General features: G+C 58.8%; 25 protein-coding genes and 1 pseudogene. 13 read left to right on the forward strand and 13 right to left on the reverse strand.

Annotated features, from left to right (window positions below; all coding sequences use genetic code 11):
* Positions 1 to 30: 30 nt before the first annotated feature.
* From IV89_RS00925 to IV89_RS00935, 3 genes are read right to left on the reverse strand one after another with little or no spacing between them, the layout of a single operon-like run.
* Entirely contained in the window at positions 31 to 702 is a 672-nt protein-coding gene (locus IV89_RS00925; protein ID WP_037942137.1) for a hypothetical protein, read from the reverse strand.
* Positions 699 to 1,682: an SDR family NAD(P)-dependent oxidoreductase gene (locus IV89_RS00930; RefSeq protein ID WP_051843848.1), complete on the reverse strand. Its 984-nt coding sequence runs from the start codon at positions 1,680 to 1,682 to the stop codon at positions 699 to 701. Before IV89_RS00930 ends, IV89_RS00925 begins: the two co-directional genes overlap by 4 nt.
* A 7-nt stretch (positions 1,683 to 1,689) precedes the next feature.
* Complete coding sequence (locus IV89_RS00935) at positions 1,690 to 2,607, reverse strand: alpha/beta hydrolase (RefSeq protein WP_037942138.1); 918 nt, start codon at positions 2,605 to 2,607, stop codon at positions 1,690 to 1,692.
* A 33-nt stretch (positions 2,608 to 2,640) separates the two neighbouring features.
* Between IV89_RS00935 and IV89_RS00940 the strand changes: the two genes are divergently transcribed.
* The 8 genes from IV89_RS00940 to IV89_RS00975 all read left to right on the forward strand — a co-directional run bounded on the left by IV89_RS00940 (position 2,641) and on the right by IV89_RS00975 (position 10,231).
* Complete coding sequence (locus IV89_RS00940; RefSeq protein WP_235183706.1) at positions 2,641 to 3,276, forward strand: TetR/AcrR family transcriptional regulator; 636 nt, start codon at positions 2,641 to 2,643, stop codon at positions 3,274 to 3,276.
* A gap of 220 nt (positions 3,277 to 3,496) precedes the next feature.
* Positions 3,497 to 4,375: a LysR family transcriptional regulator gene (locus tag IV89_RS00945; protein ID WP_051843849.1), complete on the forward strand. Its 879-nt coding sequence runs from the start codon at positions 3,497 to 3,499 to the stop codon at positions 4,373 to 4,375.
* Between the two features lie 184 nt (positions 4,376 to 4,559).
* Complete coding sequence (locus IV89_RS00950) at positions 4,560 to 5,228, forward strand: DUF4286 family protein (protein WP_037942140.1); 669 nt, start codon at positions 4,560 to 4,562, stop codon at positions 5,226 to 5,228.
* Between the two features lie 69 nt (positions 5,229 to 5,297).
* Entirely contained in the window at positions 5,298 to 6,257 is a 960-nt protein-coding gene (locus IV89_RS00955; RefSeq protein ID WP_037942142.1) for a TRAP transporter substrate-binding protein, read from the forward strand.
* 95 nt (positions 6,258 to 6,352) lie between these two features.
* A complete protein-coding gene (locus tag IV89_RS00960; protein WP_051843852.1) occupies positions 6,353 to 6,862 on the forward strand; it encodes a TRAP transporter small permease in 510 nt (169 codons plus the stop codon).
* A 2-nt stretch (positions 6,863 to 6,864) separates the two neighbouring features.
* A complete protein-coding gene (locus IV89_RS00965) occupies positions 6,865 to 8,163 on the forward strand; it encodes a TRAP transporter large permease subunit (protein ID WP_037942143.1) in 1,299 nt (432 codons plus the stop codon).
* 11 nt (positions 8,164 to 8,174) lie between these two features.
* On the forward strand, positions 8,175 to 9,380 hold the full coding sequence (locus IV89_RS00970; RefSeq protein WP_051843854.1) for an amidase family protein: 1,206 nt from the start codon (positions 8,175 to 8,177) through the stop codon (positions 9,378 to 9,380).
* Complete coding sequence (locus IV89_RS00975) at positions 9,377 to 10,231, forward strand: hypothetical protein (RefSeq protein WP_037942145.1); 855 nt, start codon at positions 9,377 to 9,379, stop codon at positions 10,229 to 10,231. Before IV89_RS00970 ends, IV89_RS00975 begins: the two co-directional genes overlap by 4 nt.
* Positions 10,232 to 10,458: 227 nt before the next feature.
* Here IV89_RS00975 and IV89_RS00980 read toward each other — a convergent pair whose 3' ends face one another.
* Both IV89_RS00980 and IV89_RS00985 read right to left on the reverse strand, forming a co-directional pair.
* Positions 10,459 to 12,429, reverse strand: coding sequence for a pyridoxamine 5'-phosphate oxidase family protein (locus IV89_RS00980; protein WP_037942146.1), 1,971 nt, complete (start codon positions 12,427 to 12,429; stop codon positions 10,459 to 10,461).
* A 169-nt stretch (positions 12,430 to 12,598) separates the two neighbouring features.
* On the reverse strand, positions 12,599 to 13,222 hold the full coding sequence (locus IV89_RS00985; protein ID WP_037942147.1) for a glutathione S-transferase: 624 nt from the start codon (positions 13,220 to 13,222) through the stop codon (positions 12,599 to 12,601).
* A gap of 108 nt (positions 13,223 to 13,330) precedes the next feature.
* On the opposite strand from IV89_RS00985, the gene IV89_RS00990 reads away from it, so the two are divergent.
* Positions 13,331 to 14,236, forward strand: a complete 906-nt coding sequence (locus IV89_RS00990) for a LysR family transcriptional regulator (protein ID WP_037942148.1) — start codon at positions 13,331 to 13,333, stop codon at positions 14,234 to 14,236.
* Positions 14,237 to 14,242: 6 nt separating this feature from the next.
* On the opposite strand, the gene IV89_RS00995 is transcribed toward IV89_RS00990, so the two are convergent.
* On the reverse strand, positions 14,243 to 15,130 hold the full coding sequence (locus IV89_RS00995) for a LysR family transcriptional regulator (protein ID WP_037942150.1): 888 nt from the start codon (positions 15,128 to 15,130) through the stop codon (positions 14,243 to 14,245).
* A gap of 145 nt (positions 15,131 to 15,275) precedes the next feature.
* Between IV89_RS00995 and IV89_RS01000 the strand changes: the two genes are divergently transcribed.
* The 3 genes from IV89_RS01000 (at position 15,276) to IV89_RS01010 (ending at position 16,575) form a co-directional block, all read left to right on the forward strand.
* Positions 15,276 to 15,662 carry a DUF4440 domain-containing protein gene (locus IV89_RS01000; protein ID WP_037942151.1) on the forward strand — a complete coding sequence of 129 codons (387 nt, stop codon included), beginning with the start codon at positions 15,276 to 15,278 and terminating at the stop codon, positions 15,660 to 15,662.
* A 66-nt stretch (positions 15,663 to 15,728) separates the two neighbouring features.
* Positions 15,729 to 16,163 carry a hypothetical protein gene (locus tag IV89_RS01005; protein ID WP_037942152.1) on the forward strand — a complete coding sequence of 145 codons (435 nt, stop codon included), beginning with the start codon at positions 15,729 to 15,731 and terminating at the stop codon, positions 16,161 to 16,163.
* A gap of 25 nt (positions 16,164 to 16,188) precedes the next feature.
* Positions 16,189 to 16,575 carry a nuclear transport factor 2 family protein gene (locus tag IV89_RS01010; protein WP_037942153.1) on the forward strand — a complete coding sequence of 129 codons (387 nt, stop codon included), beginning with the start codon at positions 16,189 to 16,191 and terminating at the stop codon, positions 16,573 to 16,575.
* Positions 16,576 to 16,884: 309 nt separating this feature from the next.
* Here the strand turns inward: IV89_RS01010 and IV89_RS01020 are convergent.
* Together IV89_RS01020 and IV89_RS01025 are read right to left on the reverse strand one after the other, a co-directional pair.
* Positions 16,885 to 17,399 (reverse strand): annotated as a pseudogene (locus tag IV89_RS01020) (type II toxin-antitoxin system YhaV family toxin).
* Positions 17,396 to 17,722: a type II toxin-antitoxin system PrlF family antitoxin gene (locus IV89_RS01025; protein WP_037942154.1), complete on the reverse strand. Its 327-nt coding sequence runs from the start codon at positions 17,720 to 17,722 to the stop codon at positions 17,396 to 17,398. The pseudogene IV89_RS01020 and the gene IV89_RS01025 overlap by 4 nt, the downstream one beginning before the upstream one ends.
* On the opposite strand from IV89_RS01025, the gene IV89_RS01030 reads away from it, so the two are divergent.
* Positions 17,705 to 18,496 carry a TRAP transporter large permease subunit gene (locus IV89_RS01030; RefSeq protein ID WP_258182283.1) on the forward strand — a complete coding sequence of 264 codons (792 nt, stop codon included), beginning with the start codon at positions 17,705 to 17,707 and terminating at the stop codon, positions 18,494 to 18,496. The genes IV89_RS01025 and IV89_RS01030 overlap by 18 nt on opposite strands.
* A 242-nt stretch (positions 18,497 to 18,738) precedes the next feature.
* Here the strand turns inward: IV89_RS01030 and IV89_RS01035 are convergent, their stop codons facing one another.
* Genes IV89_RS01035 through IV89_RS01055 form a run of 5 tightly spaced genes read right to left on the reverse strand, consistent with a single transcriptional unit; the run spans position 18,739 to position 22,960 of the window.
* Entirely contained in the window at positions 18,739 to 19,086 is a 348-nt protein-coding gene (locus IV89_RS01035; protein WP_037942156.1) for a cupin domain-containing protein, read from the reverse strand.
* A complete protein-coding gene (locus IV89_RS01040; protein WP_037942159.1) occupies positions 19,079 to 19,744 on the reverse strand; it encodes an isochorismatase family cysteine hydrolase in 666 nt (221 codons plus the stop codon). Before IV89_RS01040 ends, IV89_RS01035 begins: the two co-directional genes overlap by 8 nt.
* Positions 19,741 to 21,276 (reverse strand): ABC transporter ATP-binding protein, encoded by a 1,536-nt coding sequence (locus IV89_RS01045; RefSeq protein WP_037942161.1) that lies wholly within the window; start codon positions 21,274 to 21,276, stop codon positions 19,741 to 19,743. Before IV89_RS01045 ends, IV89_RS01040 begins: the two co-directional genes overlap by 4 nt.
* Positions 21,273 to 21,953 carry an isochorismatase family cysteine hydrolase gene (locus tag IV89_RS01050; RefSeq protein WP_107277649.1) on the reverse strand — a complete coding sequence of 227 codons (681 nt, stop codon included), beginning with the start codon at positions 21,951 to 21,953 and terminating at the stop codon, positions 21,273 to 21,275. The genes IV89_RS01045 and IV89_RS01050 overlap by 4 nt, the downstream gene beginning before the upstream one ends.
* On the reverse strand, positions 21,950 to 22,960 hold the full coding sequence (locus tag IV89_RS01055; RefSeq protein ID WP_037942163.1) for a formamidase: 1,011 nt from the start codon (positions 22,958 to 22,960) through the stop codon (positions 21,950 to 21,952). The genes IV89_RS01050 and IV89_RS01055 overlap by 4 nt, the downstream gene beginning before the upstream one ends.
* Positions 22,961 to 22,963 lie beyond the last annotated feature (3 nt).

The raw sequence follows: 22,963 nt of genomic DNA on the forward strand, positions 1-22,963 counted from the left end.
TTCTCCTTTGCGATCCTTGATCGCGTCTTGTTAGGCCAGTTTGGCCAGGGTGTTGATTTCGGCTGAGCCGAGGCGGATTCTTGCAGGCTGTTCTGCGTTCTTTCCCAGAACCGCAGCGATGAACGCGCGTCCTATTTCTTCCGTTGATGTTGCCATCCCGAACGGGCGCATCAGCGGTGCCAGCCAGGCCGCCAGGCCGTACACTGGAACGTTGTGTTTGATGCCCCGCCGGGGCGCGATCGTACCCGGCCGAAAGATCAGCGCCTGCTTGAAGCCCATACCCAGAACGGCGTTTTCGGCCTGCCCTTTGACACGGGCCCAAAGCTGCCGAGAGGTCTCGGTTTCGTCGGCACCTGCGCCGGACCCGAAGACGAAGCAGCATTGCGGACTTTGCTTGTGCAAGGCTCGGGCAGCGGCGGCGACGTAATCATGCTCCACCCGGATATAGGCTTGCTCATCAGCGCCGGAACTGGGTGTTCCGACCGCCCAGAAGCATCCGTCGATGTCGTGCATGTCACTGGCAATCGTCGCGAAGTCCAGGAAATCACGATGAATGATCTCTCGCAGCTTCGGGTGCGATCTTCCTGTCGGGCGTCTGACAATGCAGAGGACCTCGCCGATTTCCGGATGATCCAGACATTCGAGAAGGGCACCGGCACCCACTGTGCCAGTGGCACCAAAGATCAGGACGCACTTTTTCATAGCAGCACCGCTTCTCCGGACGCAGGCTCATCTGCCGGGAGCCAGTTTTTCAGGGCTCGTTCCGTGATCCGGGAGAGCTGCTTCCTCTGCGACGCATTCTGCGCTTCGGGATGCGCCGGGCGGACAGTGTCTTCGACAAGATAGGCCCCGGTGATGCCGTCAAATTCGGAAGAGGCCGCAAGGCGCACAATCCTGTCGGCCCCCACCTCGGTGGGTGAGGCTGCGACACGTATGACGTATCCCATGATCCGGTCGGCTCCGGTCAGGTCTCGCAGCAGGTTGGACCGGATATTGCCGGGATGCAGGTAATTCACGGTAACGCCCTTGCTCTCAAGCTCTTGCGCCAGATCGATCATGAACATCGACCCCGAAAGTTTGGATTCCACATAAGCCTCGCTCGTGGCGAAGTCTGGCTTGGCGGCGATCTCGTCCATGTTGATCCGGTCGAGAAAGGCCAGATTGGTTACCAGATAGACGATACGCGCCGGAGCCGAGGCAGTGATCCGGTCGGCCAGCAACCGGGTCAACAGGATCGGCGCCAGATAGTTTACCGCCCAATTCATCTCGAACCCATCCTCGGTGAAGGTCGGCCTGGTTGCGTTGACCCCTGCGCCATTGATCAGAACGTCGATCCGATCATGCGCGGCGAGTATCCGTTCGGCACAGGCTTTGACGCTGTCCATCGAGGCCAGATCGCAGACCTGAAAACTGACGGTTCCTGCGCCGCCTGTCGCCGCCAGTTCCCGTATCACGCGATCACCCACGGCCTGCCTGCGCCCCAGAAGGACAAGGTTCGCCCCCATGTCACATAGCATCCCGGCGGCTACGCGACCTATACCGTCTGTGCCGCCGGTCATAACGATGGTCTTGCCCGTCAGATCACGGTCGGCTTGGGGAATTGCGTGGCGTGGATCGGGCGTCCGGCGCTGCGGCCGGAACAGGTTGATCGTGATGCGGGTGCGGTCGCTGATCAGGGGCATGTCAGTCTCAATTTCCGAGGCTTTTCTTGAAGAATGCGCTCAGCGCGTCGGCGCCCTGCACCACGAGGTCTGGCGTGTCGTAGGTGCGCAGATGGCTGCCGCCTTCAAGGACCACCATCTCGGCCGCGCCTTGCGTTTTGGCTGCGATAAAGCGTTCGGTGAACGGTTTGGTGAAGGCCTGTTCACCCACGATGCCCAGATACGGACAGGTGATCTGACCGGCGTAGTCCAGCCCGTGCGAGCGCGCGAGTTGCTGATACGAAAACGGCACCATGTGGTTGCTGTAGTTTGGCCATTCGGCGGCCACCCGGCAAAAGTAGTAATCATACTGCTCGGCCAGGAACGGATCGGCCCCGGCTGGGGGCACTTCGGTCATGTCAGGGATGAGCATGTCATCCGGCTCGGCCTCACCTGTCTCGAAATAGCGCTGCCGCGCCGTGTTGGACCTGTCATACATGACACGCTTCTGTTCGTCGGTCGCAAGCGGGTTCGAGACCAACGCCTCACGCAGGCTGAAATGACCGCTGACTGTGCCAAAGGCCTTGACCCGCCGGTCGCCTTGCAGGGCGTCGGCAGTGTAGGACGCGCCCGCGCAGATCCCCAATGCACCCACGCTCCCCACGTTTTCATGAGCGCATAGGAAGCAAATCGCGTTCTGGATGTCCTCGGTCTTGGAATTCGGGTCTTCGTATTGACGCGGCTGCCCGCCGCTTTCCCCGAAGGTCCGGTGATCGAAGGCGAGCGCGATCAGACCCCGTTCGGCCAGCGCGTTGGCGAAGACGCCCTGTGATTGCTCCTTGACGGTCGCCATCGGGCCAGCAACGGCGATCGTGGGGTATTTCTGACCGGCGTCGAAATTTTCGGGGAGGTAGAGATGTCCCCGAATGACCTCTCCATGGCTTTTGAAACTCACGTTCTGTCGCATGTCGTGCCCCCCTGTCGAATGGACATTTTTCGTATGATTGTCTATATTGACATTATTCGTCCAAATGTCAATATGCGCAGCATGACCGACAGAGATAAGTATATCCTCGACGCTGCGGTGCGCCTGTTCTCGCGTTATGGCGTCAAGCGCACCAGCATGGGCGACCTGGCTGAAGAGGCCGGGGTGGCGCGCCAGACGCTCTACAATGCCTACAAGAACAAGGATGACGTTCTGAGGGCTCTGATCCGCTACCACACAGATATGGCGATCGACGAGATCGAGGCCGGACTGGATGGCGTCCAGGCTCTTGGCGACCAACTCGACATTATCTTCAACAGGATGTCCGTCGCTGGCTTCGACCTGGTTCAAGCCACACCGAATGCCCAAGACATCATCGAAGGGTTCAACGCAATCGGTCAGAGGGAATTGGAGGCCTCGGCTGAAAAATTCCGAGCTGTGATTGAAAGGATCCTGTCACCTCACGAAGCCGCATTATTGCGCTCGGGGCTGACCGCCATTGGTCTCTCTGACTTTGTTCAGCGTTCCGCCAAAGCAGCCAGCAGCGATGCACGTGACAGAGACCATTTGATCGGTCAACTCAACACCCTCAAAACCCTCTGCCAGGTGGCAACTGCAACTGATGCAGCATCGTTAAATACTATGGTTTAAGAAAGCGCTATTTGACGGTCTTGGGCATTTAACGCACTTGCAGCGAAAGGCAGCTTTGGTCCGCACACCGGACATCTATGCATGCTATAGCGAAGGGCCCTCACCGCCCAATTGTTGCTCACCACCTGATTGGTCCAGCGTTCTTTGACGACAGGTGACTTCACCGTCGGGCTGAATTACCCTCTTCCTTCGCGACCGAAACAAGAAATAGAGGCTCTTCGTGAACACGCGCTTTTTAGAGACATTCGTCACAGTCGCCAACTTGGGCAGTTTCCGAGCGGCGGCCGAGCAATTGAATGTGAGCCAAGCGACGGTCTCCAGCCGGATTTCGTCGCTGGAGACGGACCTCCAGGTCGACCTGTTTGACCGTGAGTTTCACGCCACCCGGATCACCGTGGCTGGGGCCATGATTCTTGAAACAGCGCAAGAGATGCTCGCGACGGAGCGCAATCTGCGCGCCACCTTGTCCGATCCGACCACCGCCGTGGGGCGGGTGCGTCTGGGGCTGGTATCTTCGGTCGTTCATACTTGGCTTTGCGATCTGATCGAAGAGGTGGCGCGCTGCTATCCCCGGCTAGAGCTTGAACTGACGGTTGAGCCAACGCCGAACATCGCGGCCGCCTTTGAACGCGGTGCTTTGGATATGTTGCTGACGACAGATGACCGCCATGATCAAACCTGTGTCTGCGCCGACTTGCCGCCACTGGCCATGGGCTGGTTCGGGCCAGAGGGGATGCGCGAGGAAAAACTCTCCCTCGCTGATGTTGTCACCAGCCCGCTGATCACCTTCACCCGCAATTCGCGCCCCCATGCCAATGTACTCGCGCTTTTCAGCGATCGCGGCCTGCGGCCTTCGATCGTACATTGTATCACATCAATGGCCGCGATTGCCCGTTTGACACAGCGCGGACTTGGGATTGCGACCATGCCACTGGCCTGTGATTTGGCCGGGCCAGGTATTTACGAGCTTGATGTCGATGCGGAACTGCCGCCGCTGCCGCTGTATTGCATTTGGCGGCGCAGTTCCGATGTGGCCACTTACAAGGCAATCGCCGATCTTGCGCGGGACTGTGCAGAGCGTCATCAGCGCCAAACCTGACGCGGTGTGAACCGGCCTGATCGGAAAACCCTATCACCCCCCCCTGAATAATCCCGTTTGTCGTTGGGCCCCATCTCGGCAAGGGTGCCCCAACAACAATCGACAGAGCTTGACCGCACCTCGACGGAGGCGGGCCGTGCCCCGCCACGTGACGGGAAAGCTATGTCCAAGATCAGGATGCAGAATGAGCAATATCCGTACAACCGATCAGGCACAGCTTTTCGTCTGGAGCGATATCGACCCAGATCATGAAGCAGATTTCAACCAGTGGTATGACAGAGAGCATATGGAGGAGCGCGTTCGCATTCCGGGCTTCACCGGTGCGCGGCGCTATCGTGCGGTATCCGGCTCGGCCCGGCGATACCTTGCGCTTTACCGCGCCAGCAGCCTTGCCGATTTCACCTCCGACGCCTACCGCAAAGCCTTTACTAAACAGACCCAGTGGTCGATCACCAACTTCGGTCGGATGTCCAACACCCGCCGCCGGGTGATGCAGGTCGCGCAAGAGGGCGGCTTTGGCTGGGGCGGCGCACTGGTGCTGATCGAACTGGTGCCGAATGCAATGGATACCGACGCCGTCAGCACCGTGCTTGGCAAGTTGATGGCCGAGGAAGGCGTGCTGCGCGTGCATCATATGATCCCCGACGAAACCCTTTCGACCCCGCTGCCGTCCGAAACCATCGAAGGGCGCGTTCTGGCCCCTTGCATCGCGATAGATGTGACGTCAGAGCCTATCGCCGAAGCGACCCTGCGCCAACTGACCGAGCAATTGGGCGGCGCGGTACGCGAGGCCGAAACCTTCCGCCTGATGTGGTCATTGGATGCGCAGGACCTGCCCGCATTAGAAGACTGAGTGAACCACCCTGCCCTGCCACAACGGCAGGGCAAGAACAACAAACCACCCCAACAGGAGATACCTCACATGAAACACCTTCTCATCGGAACTGCGATCGCAGCCCTGACGGCCGGTCTGGCCCATGCTGAAACGTGGAAAATGTCAGCGGACGCACCAGACGGCAACTATCTGACGCAGAACATCCGCGCCTTCGCCGATGACGTGGCCCGCCTGTCGGATGGCGCGCTGGAAATCGACGTTGTGTCGAACTCTGTCCTGCTCAAGCGCCCCGAACTGAAGCGCGGCGTCCAGCGCGGCATCGTTCCCATCGGCGAAGTCCTGATCTCGGCCCTTGGCAACGAAGACGCCGTTTACTCTGCCGATGCCGTGCCGCTTTTGGCGACCACATTTGACGAGGCCCGCGCGCTTTGGGAAGCCTCCCGCCCCATCTACGAAGAAAAACTGGCCGAAGATGGACTGGTTCTGCTGTTCGCTGCCCCTTGGCCACCGCAAGGCGTCTACATGAACCAAGAGGTGACCAACGCCTCCTCCTTCGACGGGGTCAAATTCCGCGCCTATAACCCATCGACCGCGCGCCTGGCCGAGCTTTTGGGTGCCGTTCCCGCCACCATCGCCACCTCCGAGATCAGCCAAGCCTTCTCGACCGGGGTCATCAACGGTATGATCACCTCGCCGTCGACGGGTGTGGACAGCCAAGCGTGGGATTTCGTGTCGCATTACTATGACGTTCAGGCCTTCCTGCCCAAGAACATGGTGATCGTGAACAAAGGGGTCTACGACGGTCTGTCTGACGAGGTGAAAACCGCGCTGCAAGAAGCGGCTGAACTGGCGGAAACCCGTGGCTTTGAGATGGCCGAAGTGGCCACTACCGAAGCGACAAATACAATGGCTGACAATGGCATGAACGTGCTGCCGACCCCCGAAGGACTGGCCGCCGACTTCGAGACGATTGCCGCGACCATGCGTGCAGAATGGCTGGAACAGGCAGGTGAAGACGGTCAAAAGATCGTCGATGCGTTGAACTGATCCAAGCAGGCTCGGGCTGTCAAACGCCCGGGCCTTTATGCAAACAGCTAGGGGTGTCCCTACCCCGCCCGCCCCACCAATCCGGAGCCCCCGCCATGTTGCTAACCCGCCATTTATTCAACTTTTGCGGAGTCTTGGCCGCGCTGTCCCTTCTGGGGATCGCGGCCCTGATCCTGTCGCAAATCGGCCTTCGCCTGATGGGAAGTCAAATCCCGTCGGCTGATGATTTCGCGGCATGGGGGTTAAGCGCTTCGATTTTCCTTGCGCTGCCGGCGACCCTGATACGGGGCGATCATATCCGCGTCACCTCGCTACGCCAGCTGATGCCGGATCGTCTGGGACATATCGCTGACATTCTGGCCGCTGCCTTTGCCACTGCGATGATGGGCTGGGTCGCTTGGGCGATCTTTGGCTATGTCCACGAAAGCTGGACCTACAACGAAGTCAGCCAAGGTGTGGTGGCCGTTCCGCTTTGGTGGCCTCAATCTGCGATGGTTTTGGGGTCGGTGCTCTTTGCTCTAGCCTTTGCCGAGCGCACGCTGCGCCTCATCCTCGGCCTACCGGTCGAGAGCGACGATACAAACGAACAAGGTCGGGGCGAATAATCATGGATATTTTTCTGCAATCCGCCGTTCTGGTCGTGTCTCTGCTCGTCCTTTTGGGCTTGGGCATCTGGGTTGGCGTGGCACTGATGGCGTCGGGCGTCGTGATCTTCATGATGTTCACCTCGACGCCGGTCGATGCGATCCTCGGCACCACGATGTGGGCGCATTCCGCCAGCTGGACGCTAACGGCGCTGCCGCTCTTCATCTGGATGGGCGAAATTCTCTACCGCACCCGTCTGGCCGAAGACCTATTTTCCGGTCTCGCCCCTTGGGTCGGGCGGCTGCCCGGTGGGTTGGCGCATGTCAACGTTGCGGGCTGCGGGATCTTTGCCGCTGTGTCGGGATCATCGGCAGCCACCACCGCCACCGTTGGCCGCATTTCCCTGCCCGAGCTGAAATCGCGCGGCTATGCCGACCGTCTCGCCATCGGCTCTTTGGCTGGATCGGGCACGCTTGGCCTGTTGATCCCGCCGTCGATCGTGATGATCGTCTATGGCGTCGCGGCCCAAGTGTCCGTGAACCGTCTGTTCATTGCGGGCGTGGTGCCGGGGCTGATGCTCATGGCGTTGTTCTCGGGCTATATCGCCATCTGGTCCAAAATGAACCCCGATGGCGTGCCCGCCCCCGAACCCCGCCTACCGATCGCTGAGCGCCTGCACCGCCTGCGGATGTTGCTCCCGGTGGTCGGTTTGATCATCGGGGTCATCGGGTCGATCTATGCCGGGGTCGCCACCGCGACCGAAGCCGCCGCCATCGGTGTGGCCGGGGCGCTCATCATCGCGGCCTTTGGCCGGTCACTGAACCGCGACAGTTTTATCGCCTCGCTTTTGGGGGCCACCCGCACCTCTGCCATGATCGGCCTGATCCTGCTTGGCGCGGCCTTTCTCACTTCGGCCATGAGCTTCTCCGGCTTGCCCGGGCAACTGGCCGAAATCATCTCCGCCAGTGGGTTGGGCGCACCGGGGTTGATTGCTGTGCTGACGGTGTTCTTCGTGTTGCTTGGCTGTTTCCTAGACGGAATCTCCATCGTGGTGCTCACGACCTCGGTTGTGATGCCCGCCGTGGCTGCCGTTGGGATCGATCCGGTATGGTTCGGGATCTATCTGATCATCGTCGTCGAAATGGCGCAGATCACGCCGCCGCTGGGGTTCAACCTGTTCGTGATCCAGAACCTGACAGGCAAGTCGATCTTCGAGATCACTCGTATGATCGTCCCCTACTTCTTGATCCTTGTGCTGGCCGTGATCCTGCTGACGGCTTTCCCCGGCATCGCGACATGGCTTGTAGAGCAAACGATTTAAAGGCTGATTTGATGACACAGACCCCTCAATCTCTCCTCGACGCGGCCCGCGCGCGTGCAACCTCGCCCGATTTCACCCGCACCTTCGATGATCCGGTCGAAGGCGAAGGGCGGCTATCAGGGCTGAACGTAGCAGTCAAAGACCTGTTCGACGTGCGGGGCCAAGTCACCCGTGCGGGATCGCTGGTCCGTAAAGACGCGTCACCCGCCATCAAGGACGCTGTAGCGGTCGCGCGGCTGCGCGGTGCAGGTGCGGGGCTCGTTGGTCACGCAAATATGACGGAATTCGCCTATTCCGGTCTTGGCCTGAACCCACATTACGGCACCCCCCTCACCCCGTTGAAAGAAGGCTGTATCGCGGGTGGATCGACCTCGGGCGGTGCCTCTGCCGTGGCGCGAGGTGTGGCTGACATCGCGCTTGGGACAGACACCGGCGGCTCCGCACGTATTCCGGCGGCCTTTTGCGGGTTATTCGGGTTCAAAGCGACAGCGCAAACGATCTCTCGCGAGGGGGCGGTGCCGCTGTCGCATTCGCTGGATAGTGTCGGGGTGCTAACCCGAGACGTTGGCCTGCTGCGGCCGGTGTTGAACGTGCTACGAGACCGACCGCTTCCCGCGTCCTCTGCACCGCGTGCAGTCATCGTGCCAGAGAACTTCGGCATGGACGGGTTGGATGCCGAAGTCATCGACGCCTTTGAAGCCGCGCTCGAGGTGCTTCGGGCATCTGGCGTCAGCGTACGACGACAGACCCTCGATTTTTTCGAGGACTACCGCGCCCTACCCGTTTGGCAATTCTCGGCAGTCGAGTCCCGCGCCCACCACGGGGCCTATTTTGACCAGACACGTGCCGAGCTTGATCCGCGCGTCGCCTCGCGTATGGCCCGGGCGGACGGCGTCACCGGCATCGAATTCGCCCGCACGATAGCCGCGCGGGAAGCACTGATCGCACGGGCAGACCGGCTCTTTGGCGACACGCCCGTGGCCTTGCCAAGCGTCGCCATCATGCCGCCGAAGCTGGATGATCTGAACGACGACGCGACCTATGACCGGATCAACCTGCTGGCGCTGCGCAACACCAGCCTTGCGAATGTGATCGACGGCTGTTCGGTCAGCATACCCATCACCGACGACCCCGGCACGGGGCTAATGTTGACCGCTCCGGCAGGCCGGGATGCGATGCTCATCACCATGGCCGAAACATTGCAGGGCGCATTGTGAGCGAGACGACGAAACGACCTTGCGCCTATGTGGCCTTGGGCACGCAACGCTACCGCGTGCGCCATGTCAGCGATCCAATGCTGTCGGGCCTTTCCGATGTCGCGGTCTTGGGCGACAGGATCGTTGTTCTCAGGCGGCAAGCGCCTGAGCTGGTCATAGTCGGGCCCAACGGTGCAATGAGTGGCGAAAGCACCGATCTGCCGCAGTTCGTATGCGGCCACGGGCTGCGCGCCACCTCTGCGAACCAATTGGCCGCCACGGACATGGATGGCCACAAGATCGTGCTACTCGATGAAACGATGCACGAGATCACCCGGATGGACTGCGCGGAGCGGCCGGGCTTGGGGCGCCCCTTCAACCATCCCTGCGATTGCACCCAAGGTCCGGACGGCCGCTATTATGTCGCTGACGGATACGGGAATAGCGCGGTTCACATCTTTGACCCGGAACTGCGCCACCTCAAGACCTTTGGACACCCCGGAACTGAACCGGGCGCGTTCTCGACCCCGCACAGCCTGTTGTTCGACGGCCAAGGCAGGCTCTGTGTAGCGGACCGTGAGAACAACCGCGTTCAGCGTTTTGATGGGGATGGCACTTGGCTGGGTCAGATTGAGGGATTGTACAAGCCGATGGCGCTGGCGCTAACGCCAGAGGGACTATTGCTGGTCAGTGACCAGACCCCGCGTCTGTCCGCTTATACTCCGAATGGTGAGTTGGTCGGTCGCTGTCGCACCTTTTCAACCTTTGGTCATGGATTGGCTGTTCAGCGCGATGGGACCATCATCATCGCAGAAATGAACCCGGACCGTGTCACCTTGCTGATCCCGGTGCCCGAAGTGGATACATTCTGAGGTACCGTTGGAATGCAACGACAGTTGACTAAAGTATCTAAGATTTCGCGGTGAGCTGCGCACGGTGTCGCTCGGCGCGCATGCAGCATGGGAAATGCTGCGTCGGTGTAAAATCTAGTGCTGCCGCGCGGTGGATAGACCAGCCATGTGTACATAGCGCCGCGAAAATTTGGTTCAAAATTCAGTGACTGCGGGCAAAATCGTCGTTGGCTTTATGAATTTTGTACTCAGAAGACGAAGGACTCGCGATGACGTCGCCCTTCTTCGACGTTTAGTGTGATGAGGGTTGCTTCGCTCCACCTCACTAACGCATCGGGTCCGCACATATAGACCTCTCGCTTGTCGAGTGCGGAGATGGATTGGATATCTTCAACCCGCGCGCGCCGTTCTTTGATCTGCAGCGCATCCTCAGAAAACGCCAGACGCAGATCCTCCCGTGCAGATTTTGCGACCAATGTATCATCGCCGATGCTTTGAAACGCCACAATGCGCAGTTTCACATTGGCTGGGGCAGGACCAACTTGCCGGACAAAATGCTTCAGAACTTTGATGTCATCACCACGACCAGAAAACAGGAGGACGATGTCGGTCGTTGTTTGCGGGTGAGCGTTCGCCAGTTGGAGGATACCGTCCCACATCGCCATAAATGGTGTAATGCCGACACCGCCCGCGATCCAGAGCATCTTGGATGAAACACTTGGAGGAGCAGTCTGAGTACCCGGCGTAAAGCATGTAAAGCCTGCACCAGAACCTTTGAACTCAACCGGCAGCCTTTGTTCGATAAGTTTGTAAGCGTTGGCGTGAAGAACATTGGACATCAAGCCGCCCGGTTTCCTTTTGACGGTGACGCTCACCTTATTGGTGGCAGCAAACTCGTTGCGGCCAGGGTCGAAAACGGGCGTATTTGAAATCGTCCAAGTTCGCACGTAGTCTTCGTTGACCAGCTGCGGATTGGCTTCGTTCATATGCCTGTATCCCGAGTCCAAAAGGTTTGAGAAGTCGAAGATACCGAACCCGCCGGGCAATGGCGTACTGACAGGCTGTGACAGCTCGAAATTGAAAGTCTTGATGCTTTCAGAAAGCGTTTCTGTCGATGCGAGTGTGGCTGTGATGGGGGTTTCGGTTTCGTGAGCAACCAGTACATGCCCCATTTCTTGCATTTCCCGACGCAGGAGCTTGACCGGCGGGTTATACGGCGAGAACTGCTCTTGAGATGTTAACTTGAGGTTTAGACCGTCTTTAACAAAGACGGCACCTGTCACTTTGATACGCGTGAGCAGGCTCACGCGTGGAATAAGTGCTTCTGCATCATCATCAAGCAAGTTTTCGGCATTCCCCGTAATGTAAAGGACACTGCCTGTCGTGAAATCTGGGAAAACGAGTCCGACTTGTGGGTCCGTCTCGATATTTCCCAAAGACTGGTAGAAGCGATTGCCAGAATGGTCGGGCAAAACCAGATACGTCGTGATGTCGTCACCATTGGCGTCTTCGTAGATGCGGGTAAAACCCGGTGCGCCGCCGCGGTGATTGACGCCCATGTCGGTCTTGATGCCAGAACTGGCCTCATCTGCACTGTGCTTTGTCGCCAAAAACACCGTGCTGGCTTGGACCACAACGGCTTTGGCGGCATCCGGCAAAGCGGCGGTGTGGGTTTCAAAGCTGTCATACACGAGGCCTGCACTGCGTTTTTCATACGCCAACTCACGCACGGTAATATATTTGGGACAGTTTCCCAGATGTTGGTCAGACGCCAAGTGCAGGCTAATCTTTCCGCTCTTTTCAACAGATGCCGCACTAATTTGCCCGGCGATTTTGTTGCGCCGGCGATTGCTGAAATCGACCCCTACGCCGGCAAAGAGTTTCTGTGCATGGCCAGAGATTGGATTCTGTATTAATGCCCGCGCGAAGGGATCGTATGGGTTGCTTTCGGCAACAACCTCCATTGTGTTTTGATCGGAAATTTTGATGTCTACCGACGGGTCACTCTCCGATCGTGTGACCAGAAGGCTCACCCAAGGCCGCCCGTCGTGATCCAGTGTCGCGAGCGGCAAATAAGGCAGTTCAGCAAAGAAATCCGCGTGCTGCTGTGGCATGTCAGGGGCGATGTACTGGGGAATGGATGAGATCAATTCCTTGGGCGTATTGCGCCGCTCTTGAAGCCGCAGCTCGCCTTTATGGGATTTATGAAACTGGGCCATTTCGTGTTCCAATCGTTCGTCTGAAAAGCGGTCCTGTTGCGGTGTTTGCGCTGACGCCTTTCTTTAGGACTGAAAGGCGTCAGCGGTTATTGGTGTTACGGCGTCAGGGTTATAGTCCCGGATCACTTAGACCCGGATGGCGCGGGGCTTCGGATGTCATGGCCGCCCCCTATTCAGCCGCAAGGCCAACAGCGGTTGCTGGCATGGCCTGAAACCCTGGCAGGGCTTCGAAACGGGCGAGCCAAGCGCGGACATTCGGGTAGGGGTCAAGCGAGACGTTCCCCTCGGGCGCATGGGCGGTATAGGAATAATTCGCAACATCGGCGATTGTCGGGCGATCGCCAACCAACCAATCGCGACCTTCTAGCCCATGTTCCAGTTTTTGCATTGCCTTGGTCGCTGTTGCATCGGCGAAATCTATGTCCAAGGGCGCGCCGAAAACGGTGATCAGACGTGCGGCACAGGACCCGAAGGCCACTTCGCCTGCCGCAAGTGTCAGCCAGCGTTGAACATTGGCCTCATCGATCGGCGTGCTTGGCATCCAGTCCGGCGCATATGTCCGTGCGAGGTAGACGAGGATTGCGTTGGAGTCCGATACGGTTACATCGCCATCTTGCAAGACGGGGACCTGCCCGTTCGGGTTCATGGCCAGAAATTCAGGCGATTTATGTTCACCACCTGTCAGATCTACGGGAACTTCCTCATGTGCGATCCCTGCGAGTTTCGCAAACACCAAGGCTCGGTGGGCGTGACCTGATTTTGCGAAATGGTGAATGCGAACGGCGTTTGACATCGATGTCTCCAGTCATTTTTCAAGATATGTGCAAGCCCTACCAGTTGCGCATTCCAGCGATAATTGTCTAAATTGGCGTATATTTAAGCCCTGATAAGGCGCAATGAGATGGATAAAATCGACCGGATGCGGGCCTTTGCGCTTGTCGCCAAGAACGCCTCTTTCACGATTGCCGCGCAGCGTATGGGGCGATCTGCGCGCTTGGTCAGCAAATATGTCGCTGACTTGGAAAACGCGCTCGGGGTGCAGTTGCTTAATCGCACGACGCGGAGTGTCTCTTTGACGGACGCTGGTGCAACATATCTTGCGCTATGTGAGCCGCTTCTTGATGGCTTTGACGAGTTGGAGGAGAGGGTCAGACACGATCAGACCTCGCTCAGGGGGGCGATACATATTTCGGCCCCCACCGGATTCGGAGCTTTGCGGCTGACGCCGTCGCTGGCAAAGTTCGGGGCGAAACACCCCAATGTGGACCTTAATTTGCAATTCTCTGACCGCCGCGTGTCGATCATTGAGGAGGGCTTTGACCTCGCCATCAGGATTGGCCCGATGCGCGACAGCTCTCTCAAGGTACGGCAACTGGGCCCGATGCCGTTGGTCGTATGTGCGTCGCCCGTCTATCTGGAGCGCACTGGAACGCCGGATCATCCGCGGGCGCTGGCCACGCATGAGTGTATTCTTGACGGGAACATGACCGAGCCGACCATCTGGAGGTTTGATATCAATGGCCAGGAAGAGGCTGTTCCGGTCCGCGGGCGTTTCCGCATCAACGCGCCCGCAGCTGCAGCCCGGCTTGCCGCAACAGGCGCTGCAATTGCCCGTTGCCCCGCCTACACGGTGGCGGATGCCTTCAGGTCCGGTGATCTGGTGGAGCTTTTCGCCGAGCATCGGGTTTCGCCCTATGCCGTTGCTGCGCTCTTCCCGCAGAACAGGCGCCTTACAACGCGGGTGCGGGCGCTTATTGACCATCTCGCGGATGATCCGGAGCTTTGTTCCGATAGCGCCAAGACCTGACTTGCGCTACGCCTTTGCCATATCGACGAAGGCTCTGAGCCGGCGCGTCATGTTCCGCTTGCTGCGGTAATTCAAGGAATAGCGCGGAAGCTGCCCCACATGGCCGCTTAGAACTTCGGTCAGGCCGCCTTTTTCCAGATGAGGCAGGGCTATTTCCCTGTACAGATACGCAAGACCAAGCCCTTGCTGTGCATAGGTCAGAAGCGACCGCATATCGTTCGCCACCATGCGCGGTTTGGGCTGTATCGTGTACAGGCCCTCCGGCCCGTCGAACCCCCACGGGGCCAGATGAGCGCCCGAGCCAAAGGCATAGCAGATTGCATCGTGCTTCAGGATATCGCGCGGATGCGCAGGTGTCCCCTTCCCCGCAAGGTACTCGGCCGAACCGACGATGGTCATTTCCAGTTCTGGTCCAACAGAGACAGCATGTGTATCTGGTCCAAGCAACGTGTTTGAACGGATCGCGGCGTCGATGCCTGACGTCAAAAGATCGACCTTTTTGTCATCATAGATAACTTCAACATCGACCGTCGGAAATGCAGTCGCGAAACGTGCGACCAGATCATCCAGAAAGAAGGGGCCAGCGCTGTAGGGAGCCGAAAGCCTCAAGGTGCCTGAGACCTCGTCCTTCTGCGCGTGGATGTCATCCAGCGCACCTTCCAGATCCACAATGGCGGGCAGGCTCTTATGATAGAGTTGTTCGCCTGCACGTGTCAGCACGACGGAGCGTGATGATCGTTCAAACAGACGCACACCCAGGCGGTCCTCGAACCGTTGGATGGCCTCGCTCACCGAGGCGGGGGCTTGCTGAAGATGCTCGGCAGCTGCACGGAAGCCGCCGCGGCGCGCGACTTCGACAAAAACACGAATGTCACCAAAGCTGCTACGGGTCATTGTTCGCTTTTCCGATCACTGTGTCAGGTTGAAGTGGGGTTATCCTTACGATACCAGCCGCCTACATTCTCAGCAACATGGAAATGAAAACGCGAAGATCAGGTCGATGACCGGGCCTTCAATCAACAGACCAAGGAGCAAGACAATGACAGTACTTGAAGAAATCCAAGCCGCCATCGCTGAGTGGAACACTGGCCTCGATAATGGTGACATCGAACGGATGGTGGCGTCATGTCATCCTGATGTGATGACGGTGAACGAACGCCAGCCTGTCACAACCGGCACGCAGGCGATCCGCGACAAGTACAACCCGCGTATCGCCGCCGCAGAAATCACCTCTGGTTATGATATCGAAGACCTACAGGAATACGGCGACACTGTCATCGTATCGGGCCGTTTCTACGGAACGATGAAGATGCGCGACACAGGCGAGGTCAAGACGCCCGAGGGCCGCTTGGTGCTTGGCTATAAGCGCGACAAAACCGGCGCGTGGAAGATGTTCCTCGACATGGACAATAACGGCCCGGCCTAGGCCGTTACTGCCGCGCCTGTTCTGGCGCGGCCTTCCTACATTTCAGGAAAGACCAAGGAGTTCGAGATGACCACACTGCAGATTGTCACAAAGGAAATCGTCGATTTGCACGACTTCTTTACCGAGTGGTTCAACGGAACCGTAGAGCGCGACCAACTGGAGCCACGGTTCCTGTCGCGTTTGGATGAGAATGTGGTCTTCATCCCGCCCGTAGGACGCATCATGACGGGCGACATGCTCAAAGGCGGATTCGACCGCGGATATGGCGCAAACAAGGGCTTCCGCGCCCAAATCCGTGACGTCACCATCCGGCATGAATTCGGTGATCTGGTGATGGCAACATATACCGAGTGGCAGACAGGTGCCGCGAATTCAGCCGAAAAGAACAACGCGCGTCTGTCCAGCGTACTGATGAAAATCACCGATCCGGTGACCTGGCTGCACATTCAAGAAACATGGCTTCGTGATGATCTACGTGAAGCTGGCTCCTACGACTTCTAGTCAACCCTAATCCGAAAGCAATGACATGACACAACGTATCGCCCACCAGCCCCGCGAAATCGCGGATTGCGTCAGCGCCTATCTGCAAGAGGGTGATCTGTATGGGATCATCTCGATGTTCCATCCTGATTGCCAGATCTTCTTTCCACCCGACCAGCCGCCCTTGACGGGGTTGGACGGTGCGCGCAAGGCCTTTGAGGGGTTCTTGGACATCCGGCCTCAGGTCAAAAGCGAGGTGTTCAGCGAGGTCATTAATGGCGATATCGCCATGCTGCGCGCAAATTGGAGCGTGATTGCGCCGGACGGCACGGTGATGGCCGAAGGTCAATCCACCGAAGTCGCCAAAAAGCTGGCAAACGGCGGTTGGGGCTATCTGATCGACTGCCCTAACGGCCCTCCAAGCCTCACGTGATTGTATGAGCATTTTGAGCGTCCAAGGCTACTGGACGCTCTCGTGATCGTTGGGTGGGATTGCAAAACAGATGGGGATACGGGCAAAGGTCAAAGTGAGGTCCGCACGTTACCAGTTCGTACACGATGCAGCGAACGGCAGGTGTACGGATACGCTGGGACTTCTGAGAATCTCGTCGTACCAGCCAAATGACGCACCAATGTCGCCTATTTCACTCGGCTCAAGGGTGACGGGAGATTAAAAGGCAGAACGCCCCCCTTACTGGCAGCCTTAGCGGGGGATTCTGCCCTCTCCGGCATTCGACCCCACTTACCGATCTGGTGCCGCTTCAAGAGACGTTTCGAACCACTTGTCCGCCCCCGCTTCTTTCAAGAGCACGTCGAAATCGTCAGGTGGATTGCCATCTTCCAACATCCCTTTGAACGTCGCATAGGCATCCGTCTTGCTACCATAAGCGCGCAGGGTCTTGCCTTCGTTCACCCAAGCCACCACGATGACCTTCGCATCGCTGTTGAAGCGGTAGAACAATCGATACTGCTGGAAGTATTTCGCGGGAACCAGTGCTTGCGGGGATCGCCGGGTGTGCCGCCTTGCCGCAAGGCGGCGGCACCCGGATCTGCCGGTAGGGCCTCGGTGAGCAGCTTGAAGATGGCGGCCAGCCGTTTCGTCGAGTTTTTCTTGCGCCAGGTCTTTGGATCGCGTGACTTCCGCGCCTCGACCGCCAGGGTCAGCCCTTCGAGCTGGTCCAGAAAGAGCGGATGCGCATAAATGGACCATCCGTTTACGACAAGGGGCGCTTGGGCGGGCGCGCTATCGCCGGTCATTCATCCTCGAGCGATAGCGGCGCATCGAGATTGACGTCAACGTCTCCGACCAGTGCTGCAAGACGGCCATGCAAGGCCCCATCGAACGCCCGAATACGGTCCGGATGCGCCTTGATATCGGCCTCGACATAATCGAGAAAGGCTCCGAGCACGGGATAGTCCTCGTCGCTGCGGACGCGCTCGATATAGACCCTGCCACTCGGCTCGGTGCAGTAGCGAATCTGGTCGCCTTTCCCCAGCTTGAGCTGTTTGCGCACACCGGCCGGCACGGTCGTCTGATACCGATCCGTGAGTTTCGAGACATCTTGTGCGAGCGCTGTCATGGCAGTCTCCTTAAAAGAAGGGGGGGTCGGCTGAAGGGCGGTGCCGCCAAGGTTTCGGTGTTGTCGTCAGCCCTGTTCGGCTCCATGTCGGCCTCGGCGAATGTCGCCTCCACCGGCGCGCTCACCCTGCCCGCGATGACGAAGCTTGGCTATCCCAAACGCCTTGCCGCCGCGGTCGATCGCCCTGCGCTGCGGGACGCGTCGATCCTCCTTTGCGCGTCCATCATCATCGGCGTGCTGTCGATCACCGGGCTTGGCGTGAAAATCACTTCGCTCATTCTTGAAGGGTCAGGCGGCCTTTTGTGGCCATCCCTGCTGCTGACGGCGCTGGCCTGCCTGATCCTGGGGATGGAGGTGCCGACCACAGCGGCCTATGTGATTTGTGTCTCGGTCGCCGGACCTGCGCTTATTGGCCTGGGTCTCTCGCCGCTTCAGGCACATCTGTTTGTCTTCTGGTTCGCGCTCTTGTGGACGATTACGCCCCCCGTCTGCGGGGCGGTGTTCATTGCAGCGGGGATGATCGGCGAGAACTGGTTGAAGGTCGCGCTGACCGCAATGGCACTTGGCATTGGGCTTTATATCATTCCGTTGGGCATGGTCGCCAACCCCGACATGCTGCGGCTCTCGGACGCTCCACTGGCCGCTCTCTTGGCGGCGGCGCGCGTGGCCTTGGGGCTGACGTTACTCTCATCCGGTCTGATCGGAGCGCGCCGACCCATACAGACGATCGCGCTCTGCGCGGCCGGGCTGATAGTTGTATTCTCAGGCCTCTAATTTTGACCAATTTAGTGTGGGTGCTGCTGGCTTAGACAGATACACGTTAAACTGGGCGTACATCTGTCCGAACGAATGGGTCCACTTACGAACCCGGAGGCATTTGTCGCTAATCCCTCGGCTTTTCGACGGCACGGCTTACGGCCAAATTTAAATCCAAGACACGTATGAAAATTGACCCGACAACTTTGCAAAAGCAACAGTTCCGCGCTCAGCATGGCGATCTGGATAAGGTTTGTCGCTCAGTCGACAAACGTCACCGGGCGTTCCCATTGGATCAGGACGGTACATCCATCCTCGGACCAGACCTCATGTTCGCTTCCTTTCGGGTTCAGCACGACATCCCCGGCGCGATACCGCCCATGGTCATCACTTTGGCTGCCGGACAGGACGATGATCACCTCCAGCCCTTGATGGCGATGACGGGGAACAGAGGCACCGGGGGCGTAGCGCAGCAAGGCGACGTCCGGACCACCGCGGCCAAGGTGGCAAATCTCGACCCCGTCGCGGAAGGGCTCGAACGTCATGTTTTGCCAACCGTCGGGCACGAGCCCCCGAAACACGTTTGGTGATGGCAGACCCTCAGCCATTGATCGCTCCTAGAATTGTATCCGTATCGGTTGCCCAGCCGACGATACCCCCTTGGGCGACGATCATTTCTATCGCGGCAGCTTTGAAACTTGGGAAATAGCTTTCGGTGGCATCGGTCGCCAAAAGGCATTCAAACCCGCGATCATTGGCCTCGCGCATCGTGGTTTGTACGCAAACCTCGGTCGTGACACCTGCGCAGACAAGCTGAGTGATCCCCCGTTCGGCAAGCTGATCGCCGAGGTCTGTGGCGTAGAAGGCACCTTTGCCGGGTTTGTCGATTACGGGCTCGTCCGGCAGCGGGGTCAGCGCGGGGATGATCTCGCAACCGGGCGCGCCTGCGATCAACACACGGCCCATGGGTCCCGCGTCCCCGATGCGCAGCGCAGGCGCACCGCGTAGACGTTTGGCGGGTGGGCAATCGGACAGATCGGGGCGGTGCGCTTCGCGGGTGTGGAAGATCGGCAAGCCAGCGGCGCGAAAGCCTGCAAGCAGCCGCGCAACCGTGGGCACGATTGCTTGCAGCGGGCGGACATCGTTGCCGAGGCTTGCACCAAAGCCACCCGGTTCGACAAAATCGCGCTGCATGTCGATAATGATCAGCGCAACTTGATCACGGGCGAGCGGAAAATCGAAAGGTCGGGCGGGGATCTGTGTCATGCGGCATGCCCTGCCATATGCTGCCCGATCTCTGTCAGATCTGCCGCGGCGGCGGTGGTTTCAAAGGCAATGCGCCCTTCTGACATGACCAATATGCGGTCAGAAAGCTCCATGATCTCGTCAAGGTCCTCGCTGATCAGCAGCACTGCCGTGCCGTTGTTGCGGGCTTCGATGATGCGATCGCGAATGGCGGAGACCGCACCAAAATCCAGCCCGAAACAGGGGTTTGATATGATCAGCGCATTCACCTCGCCGGTCAGCTCGCGGCCCAGAACAGCTCTCTGCACGTTCCCGCCCGACAGCGAAGCGATACGGGCATCGGGAGAGGTTGTCTTGACGTTGAACTCGGCAATCAGCCGATCGGCATTGCGCGCCATATCTTTGCGATTGCACCAGAAGGCAGGCTGGCCGTTGCGCCCGACATCGAACATCTTGAACGCAAGATTATCGGCGACGCTCATCTTGGGGGCGCAGGCATTGCGCAGGGGTTCTTCGGGCAGGTAGCGGATTTTATGCTGCCGCGCCTCTGCCCGTGTGGCGGTGTATAGGGTGCCGTTTGCCCGTATCTCTCCGGCTTGAAGACGACGCTGACCTGTCAGGATTTCCATCAGCTCCATCTGGCCGTTACCCGAGATGCCAGCGATGCCCAGAACCTCGCCGGAATGCAGGGTAACGTCGTCGATCTGGATGCTGTTCAACCCGCTGCGGTCTTGTGCCCGAATGCCGTTGAGATGCAGCACAGGCTTGCGTGCCGTATCAACGCGAACACGCGGATTGTGTACAGGCGCTTTGCCCATCATGGCGGCGCTCATGTCTTCCACGCTCATCTCGGAAACTGCGCCGCCGGCGACGTATTTTCCGTGGCGCAAGATCGTGACGTGATCGGCAAATGCCGTCACCTCGCGGAACTTGTGCGAGATCATGAGCACAGTCAGCGCGCCCGCGTCCGTCATCGCACGGATATGGCCGAGAACCTCATCTGCCTCGGCAGGGGTCAGCACGGATGTCGGCTCGTCTAAGATCAGAAATCGATTGCCAAGGTAGAGCTGTTTGATGATCTCGAGCTTTTGCTTTTCGCCTGCGGCAAGCTGGCTCACCGGTCGGTCAAGCGGCACGTTAAACGGCATCGTCGCCATGAAGGACCGAAGCGACTGATGTTCTTGTGCCCAGTCGATAACGCTTGGGGTGTCGGTGCGGCTGATCACGAGGTTTTCTGCACCGGTCAGCGCGGGCACGAGGGTAAAGTGCTGATAGACCATTCCCAGCCCCAGCGATTGCGCGACCTTCGGATCGGTCATGAAGGCCTGCGCCCCGTCCACGATCATCTCGCCATGTGTTGCGCGGTTAAACCCCATGAGGCATTTCACCAACGTCGATTTCCCAGCACCGTTTTCGCCCAACAACACATGGAAGCTGCCCGCCGGTATTTTGAGCGAGACATCGTCGAGCGCTGTGAAGTCGCCAAAACGCATGGTCATGCCGATGGCTTCGACGCTGATGGCATCGCCAGACGTACGCGCATGCACTGTCATGACGGCAGCCCCGCAATCAGATCAGCGCTGGTCGTCACGGCCCCAAAGACGCCGCCCTGCATTGTGACCATCTTGATGGCCGCGGCATGGTTTGCGGGGTCGGTTGCGCCGCAGCAATCCTCGACGACCACACATTCGAACCCGCGATCATTCGCCTCTCTCATGGTGGTGGAAACGCAGACATCGGTTGTGATGCCGGTGAGGATCAGATTGTCGATCTGCCTTGTGCGCAGGATCAGCTCCAGATCAGTGGCATAGAAGCTGCCCTTGCCGGGTTTGTCGATGATTGTCTCTCCCTCCAGCGGGGCGAGCTCCGGAATGATGTCCCACCCCGCCTCGCCACGGATCAGGATCTTGCCGCAGGGGCCGCTGTCGCCGATCCCGGCACCAATCTGCTGACTGCGCCAGCGCTTGTTCGCGGGCAGATCCGCCATATCGGGGCGATGCCCTTCGCGGGTATGGATGATGTGGTAGCCTTTGGCCCGCATGTCCGCCAGCAGCGACTTGATTGGAGCGATCGGTGCCTGGGTCAGGGACAGATCGTAGCCCATGTGATCGACATACCCGCCGACCCCGCAGAAATCGGTCTGCATATCGATAATGACCAATGCCGTATTCTCTGGGCGCAGATCGCCGCTATAGGGCCAGGCGTAGGGGTGGCTTTGAACGGTGGTCACGTCTGCGGCTCCTGCTCGTTGAATCTACGGTTGGGCAGCGGGAAGCCACAGCTTGTGCCGTCAGTGACCTTGACCTCATCCTCCCATGGCAGGCGATACGCCCCCTTGGCGAGATCGGTCATATACGTATAGGGGCAATCCTGCGCGCCCCCTTTCACGGCAACATATCCGCGATGCCCGAACTGATAGGGGTTGTTTTCCACGCCCCAGCCAATGCGTGCCTCGCGGACGATATCGGGGCGAACCTCGGCGGTAATGATCTCGTCCACGCGCCCGGTTTTGCCATGCGCGATGACGGTGCCTTCGTGGTCGATGATCATTGCCTCGCCCATGCTGTCGAACGTCCCGTCAGAGCCGCACATACACACGTTCGCGGTGATCATCAGGTTGCAGAAGCTGTTGGATTGATTGGTAAACCGCCACGCCTCGCGCATCGGGGCGGTATAGCCCGCCGTGCGGATCATGATTTCGGCCCCTTTATACGCCGCTTCACGGGACATTTCGGGGAACATCCCGTCGTGGCAGATGATCAGCCCGATTTTGGCCCCTTTGGGGCCAGTGCAGACCGGAATGCCGCCATTGCCCGGCTCCCACGGTTCTACGGGGACCCAAGGATGCATCTTGCGGTAGTACAGCTGCACCTCGCCCTGCGGGTCAATAATCAGGCCCGTATTATAAGGGTAGCCGCCGGGGTTCAGCTCCATAATCGAAAAGCAGCCCCAGATGTCATTGTCGACGCAGGCCTGCTTGAGCGCCGCGACTTCGGGGCCATCCATCGTACACATGATCTCGGGATCAGTGTTCATCGACAGGCCATGCAACATGTATTCAGGGAATACCACCAGATCCATCGTCGCCATATTGCGGCGCGCCTTGCCCACCAGATCAACCACGCGGGCGGTTTGTGCTGTCAGCTCGGCTTTGGTCGCGACAGTCGGCAATTGCAACTGAACCATGCCAATCACAACACCTTGGTCAGATTTGTTCAGTCCACCTAAACCATTCATAAT

Source organism: Sulfitobacter sp. CB2047, from assembly GCF_000735125.2.
Lineage (GTDB): Bacteria > Pseudomonadota > Alphaproteobacteria > Rhodobacterales > Rhodobacteraceae > Sulfitobacter > Sulfitobacter pontiacus.

What these genes read in the sequence shown, in the direction of transcription:
- IV89_RS00940 (WP_235183706.1), top strand. Translation starts at nt 2,641, where the DNA reads ATGATTGTCTATATTGACATTATTCGTCCAAATGTCAATATGCGCAGC.
- IV89_RS00990 (WP_037942148.1), top strand. Translation starts at nt 13,331, where the DNA reads ATGGATAAAATCGACCGGATGCGGGCCTTTGCGCTTGTCGCCAAGAAC.
- IV89_RS01025 (WP_037942154.1), bottom strand. Translation starts at nt 17,722, where the DNA reads ATGACAGCGCTCGCACAAGATGTCTCGAAACTCACGGATCGGTATCAG.
- IV89_RS00970 (WP_051843854.1), top strand. Translation starts at nt 8,175, where the DNA reads ATGACACAGACCCCTCAATCTCTCCTCGACGCGGCCCGCGCGCGTGCA.
- IV89_RS01010 (WP_037942153.1), top strand. Translation starts at nt 16,189, where the DNA reads ATGACACAACGTATCGCCCACCAGCCCCGCGAAATCGCGGATTGCGTC.
- IV89_RS01035 (WP_037942156.1), bottom strand. Translation starts at nt 19,086, where the DNA reads ATGGCTGAGGGTCTGCCATCACCAAACGTGTTTCGGGGGCTCGTGCCC.
- IV89_RS01005 (WP_037942152.1), top strand. Translation starts at nt 15,729, where the DNA reads ATGACCACACTGCAGATTGTCACAAAGGAAATCGTCGATTTGCACGAC.
- IV89_RS00930 (WP_051843848.1), bottom strand. Translation starts at nt 1,682, where the DNA reads ATGCCCCTGATCAGCGACCGCACCCGCATCACGATCAACCTGTTCCGG.
- IV89_RS00980 (WP_037942146.1), bottom strand. Translation starts at nt 12,429, where the DNA reads ATGGCCCAGTTTCATAAATCCCATAAAGGCGAGCTGCGGCTTCAAGAG.
- IV89_RS00935 (WP_037942138.1), bottom strand. Translation starts at nt 2,607, where the DNA reads ATGCGACAGAACGTGAGTTTCAAAAGCCATGGAGAGGTCATTCGGGGA.
- IV89_RS00925 (WP_037942137.1), bottom strand. Translation starts at nt 702, where the DNA reads ATGAAAAAGTGCGTCCTGATCTTTGGTGCCACTGGCACAGTGGGTGCC.
- IV89_RS00995 (WP_037942150.1), bottom strand. Translation starts at nt 15,130, where the DNA reads ATGACCCGTAGCAGCTTTGGTGACATTCGTGTTTTTGTCGAAGTCGCG.
- IV89_RS01055 (WP_037942163.1), bottom strand. Translation starts at nt 22,960, where the DNA reads ATGAATGGTTTAGGTGGACTGAACAAATCTGACCAAGGTGTTGTGATT.
- IV89_RS00955 (WP_037942142.1), top strand. Translation starts at nt 5,298, where the DNA reads ATGAAACACCTTCTCATCGGAACTGCGATCGCAGCCCTGACGGCCGGT.
- IV89_RS01040 (WP_037942159.1), bottom strand. Translation starts at nt 19,744, where the DNA reads ATGACACAGATCCCCGCCCGACCTTTCGATTTTCCGCTCGCCCGTGAT.
- IV89_RS00960 (WP_051843852.1), top strand. Translation starts at nt 6,353, where the DNA reads ATGTTGCTAACCCGCCATTTATTCAACTTTTGCGGAGTCTTGGCCGCG.
- IV89_RS01000 (WP_037942151.1), top strand. Translation starts at nt 15,276, where the DNA reads ATGACAGTACTTGAAGAAATCCAAGCCGCCATCGCTGAGTGGAACACT.
- IV89_RS00985 (WP_037942147.1), bottom strand. Translation starts at nt 13,222, where the DNA reads ATGTCAAACGCCGTTCGCATTCACCATTTCGCAAAATCAGGTCACGCC.
- IV89_RS00965 (WP_037942143.1), top strand. Translation starts at nt 6,865, where the DNA reads ATGGATATTTTTCTGCAATCCGCCGTTCTGGTCGTGTCTCTGCTCGTC.
- IV89_RS01045 (WP_037942161.1), bottom strand. Translation starts at nt 21,276, where the DNA reads ATGACAGTGCATGCGCGTACGTCTGGCGATGCCATCAGCGTCGAAGCC.
- IV89_RS00950 (WP_037942140.1), top strand. Translation starts at nt 4,560, where the DNA reads ATGAGCAATATCCGTACAACCGATCAGGCACAGCTTTTCGTCTGGAGC.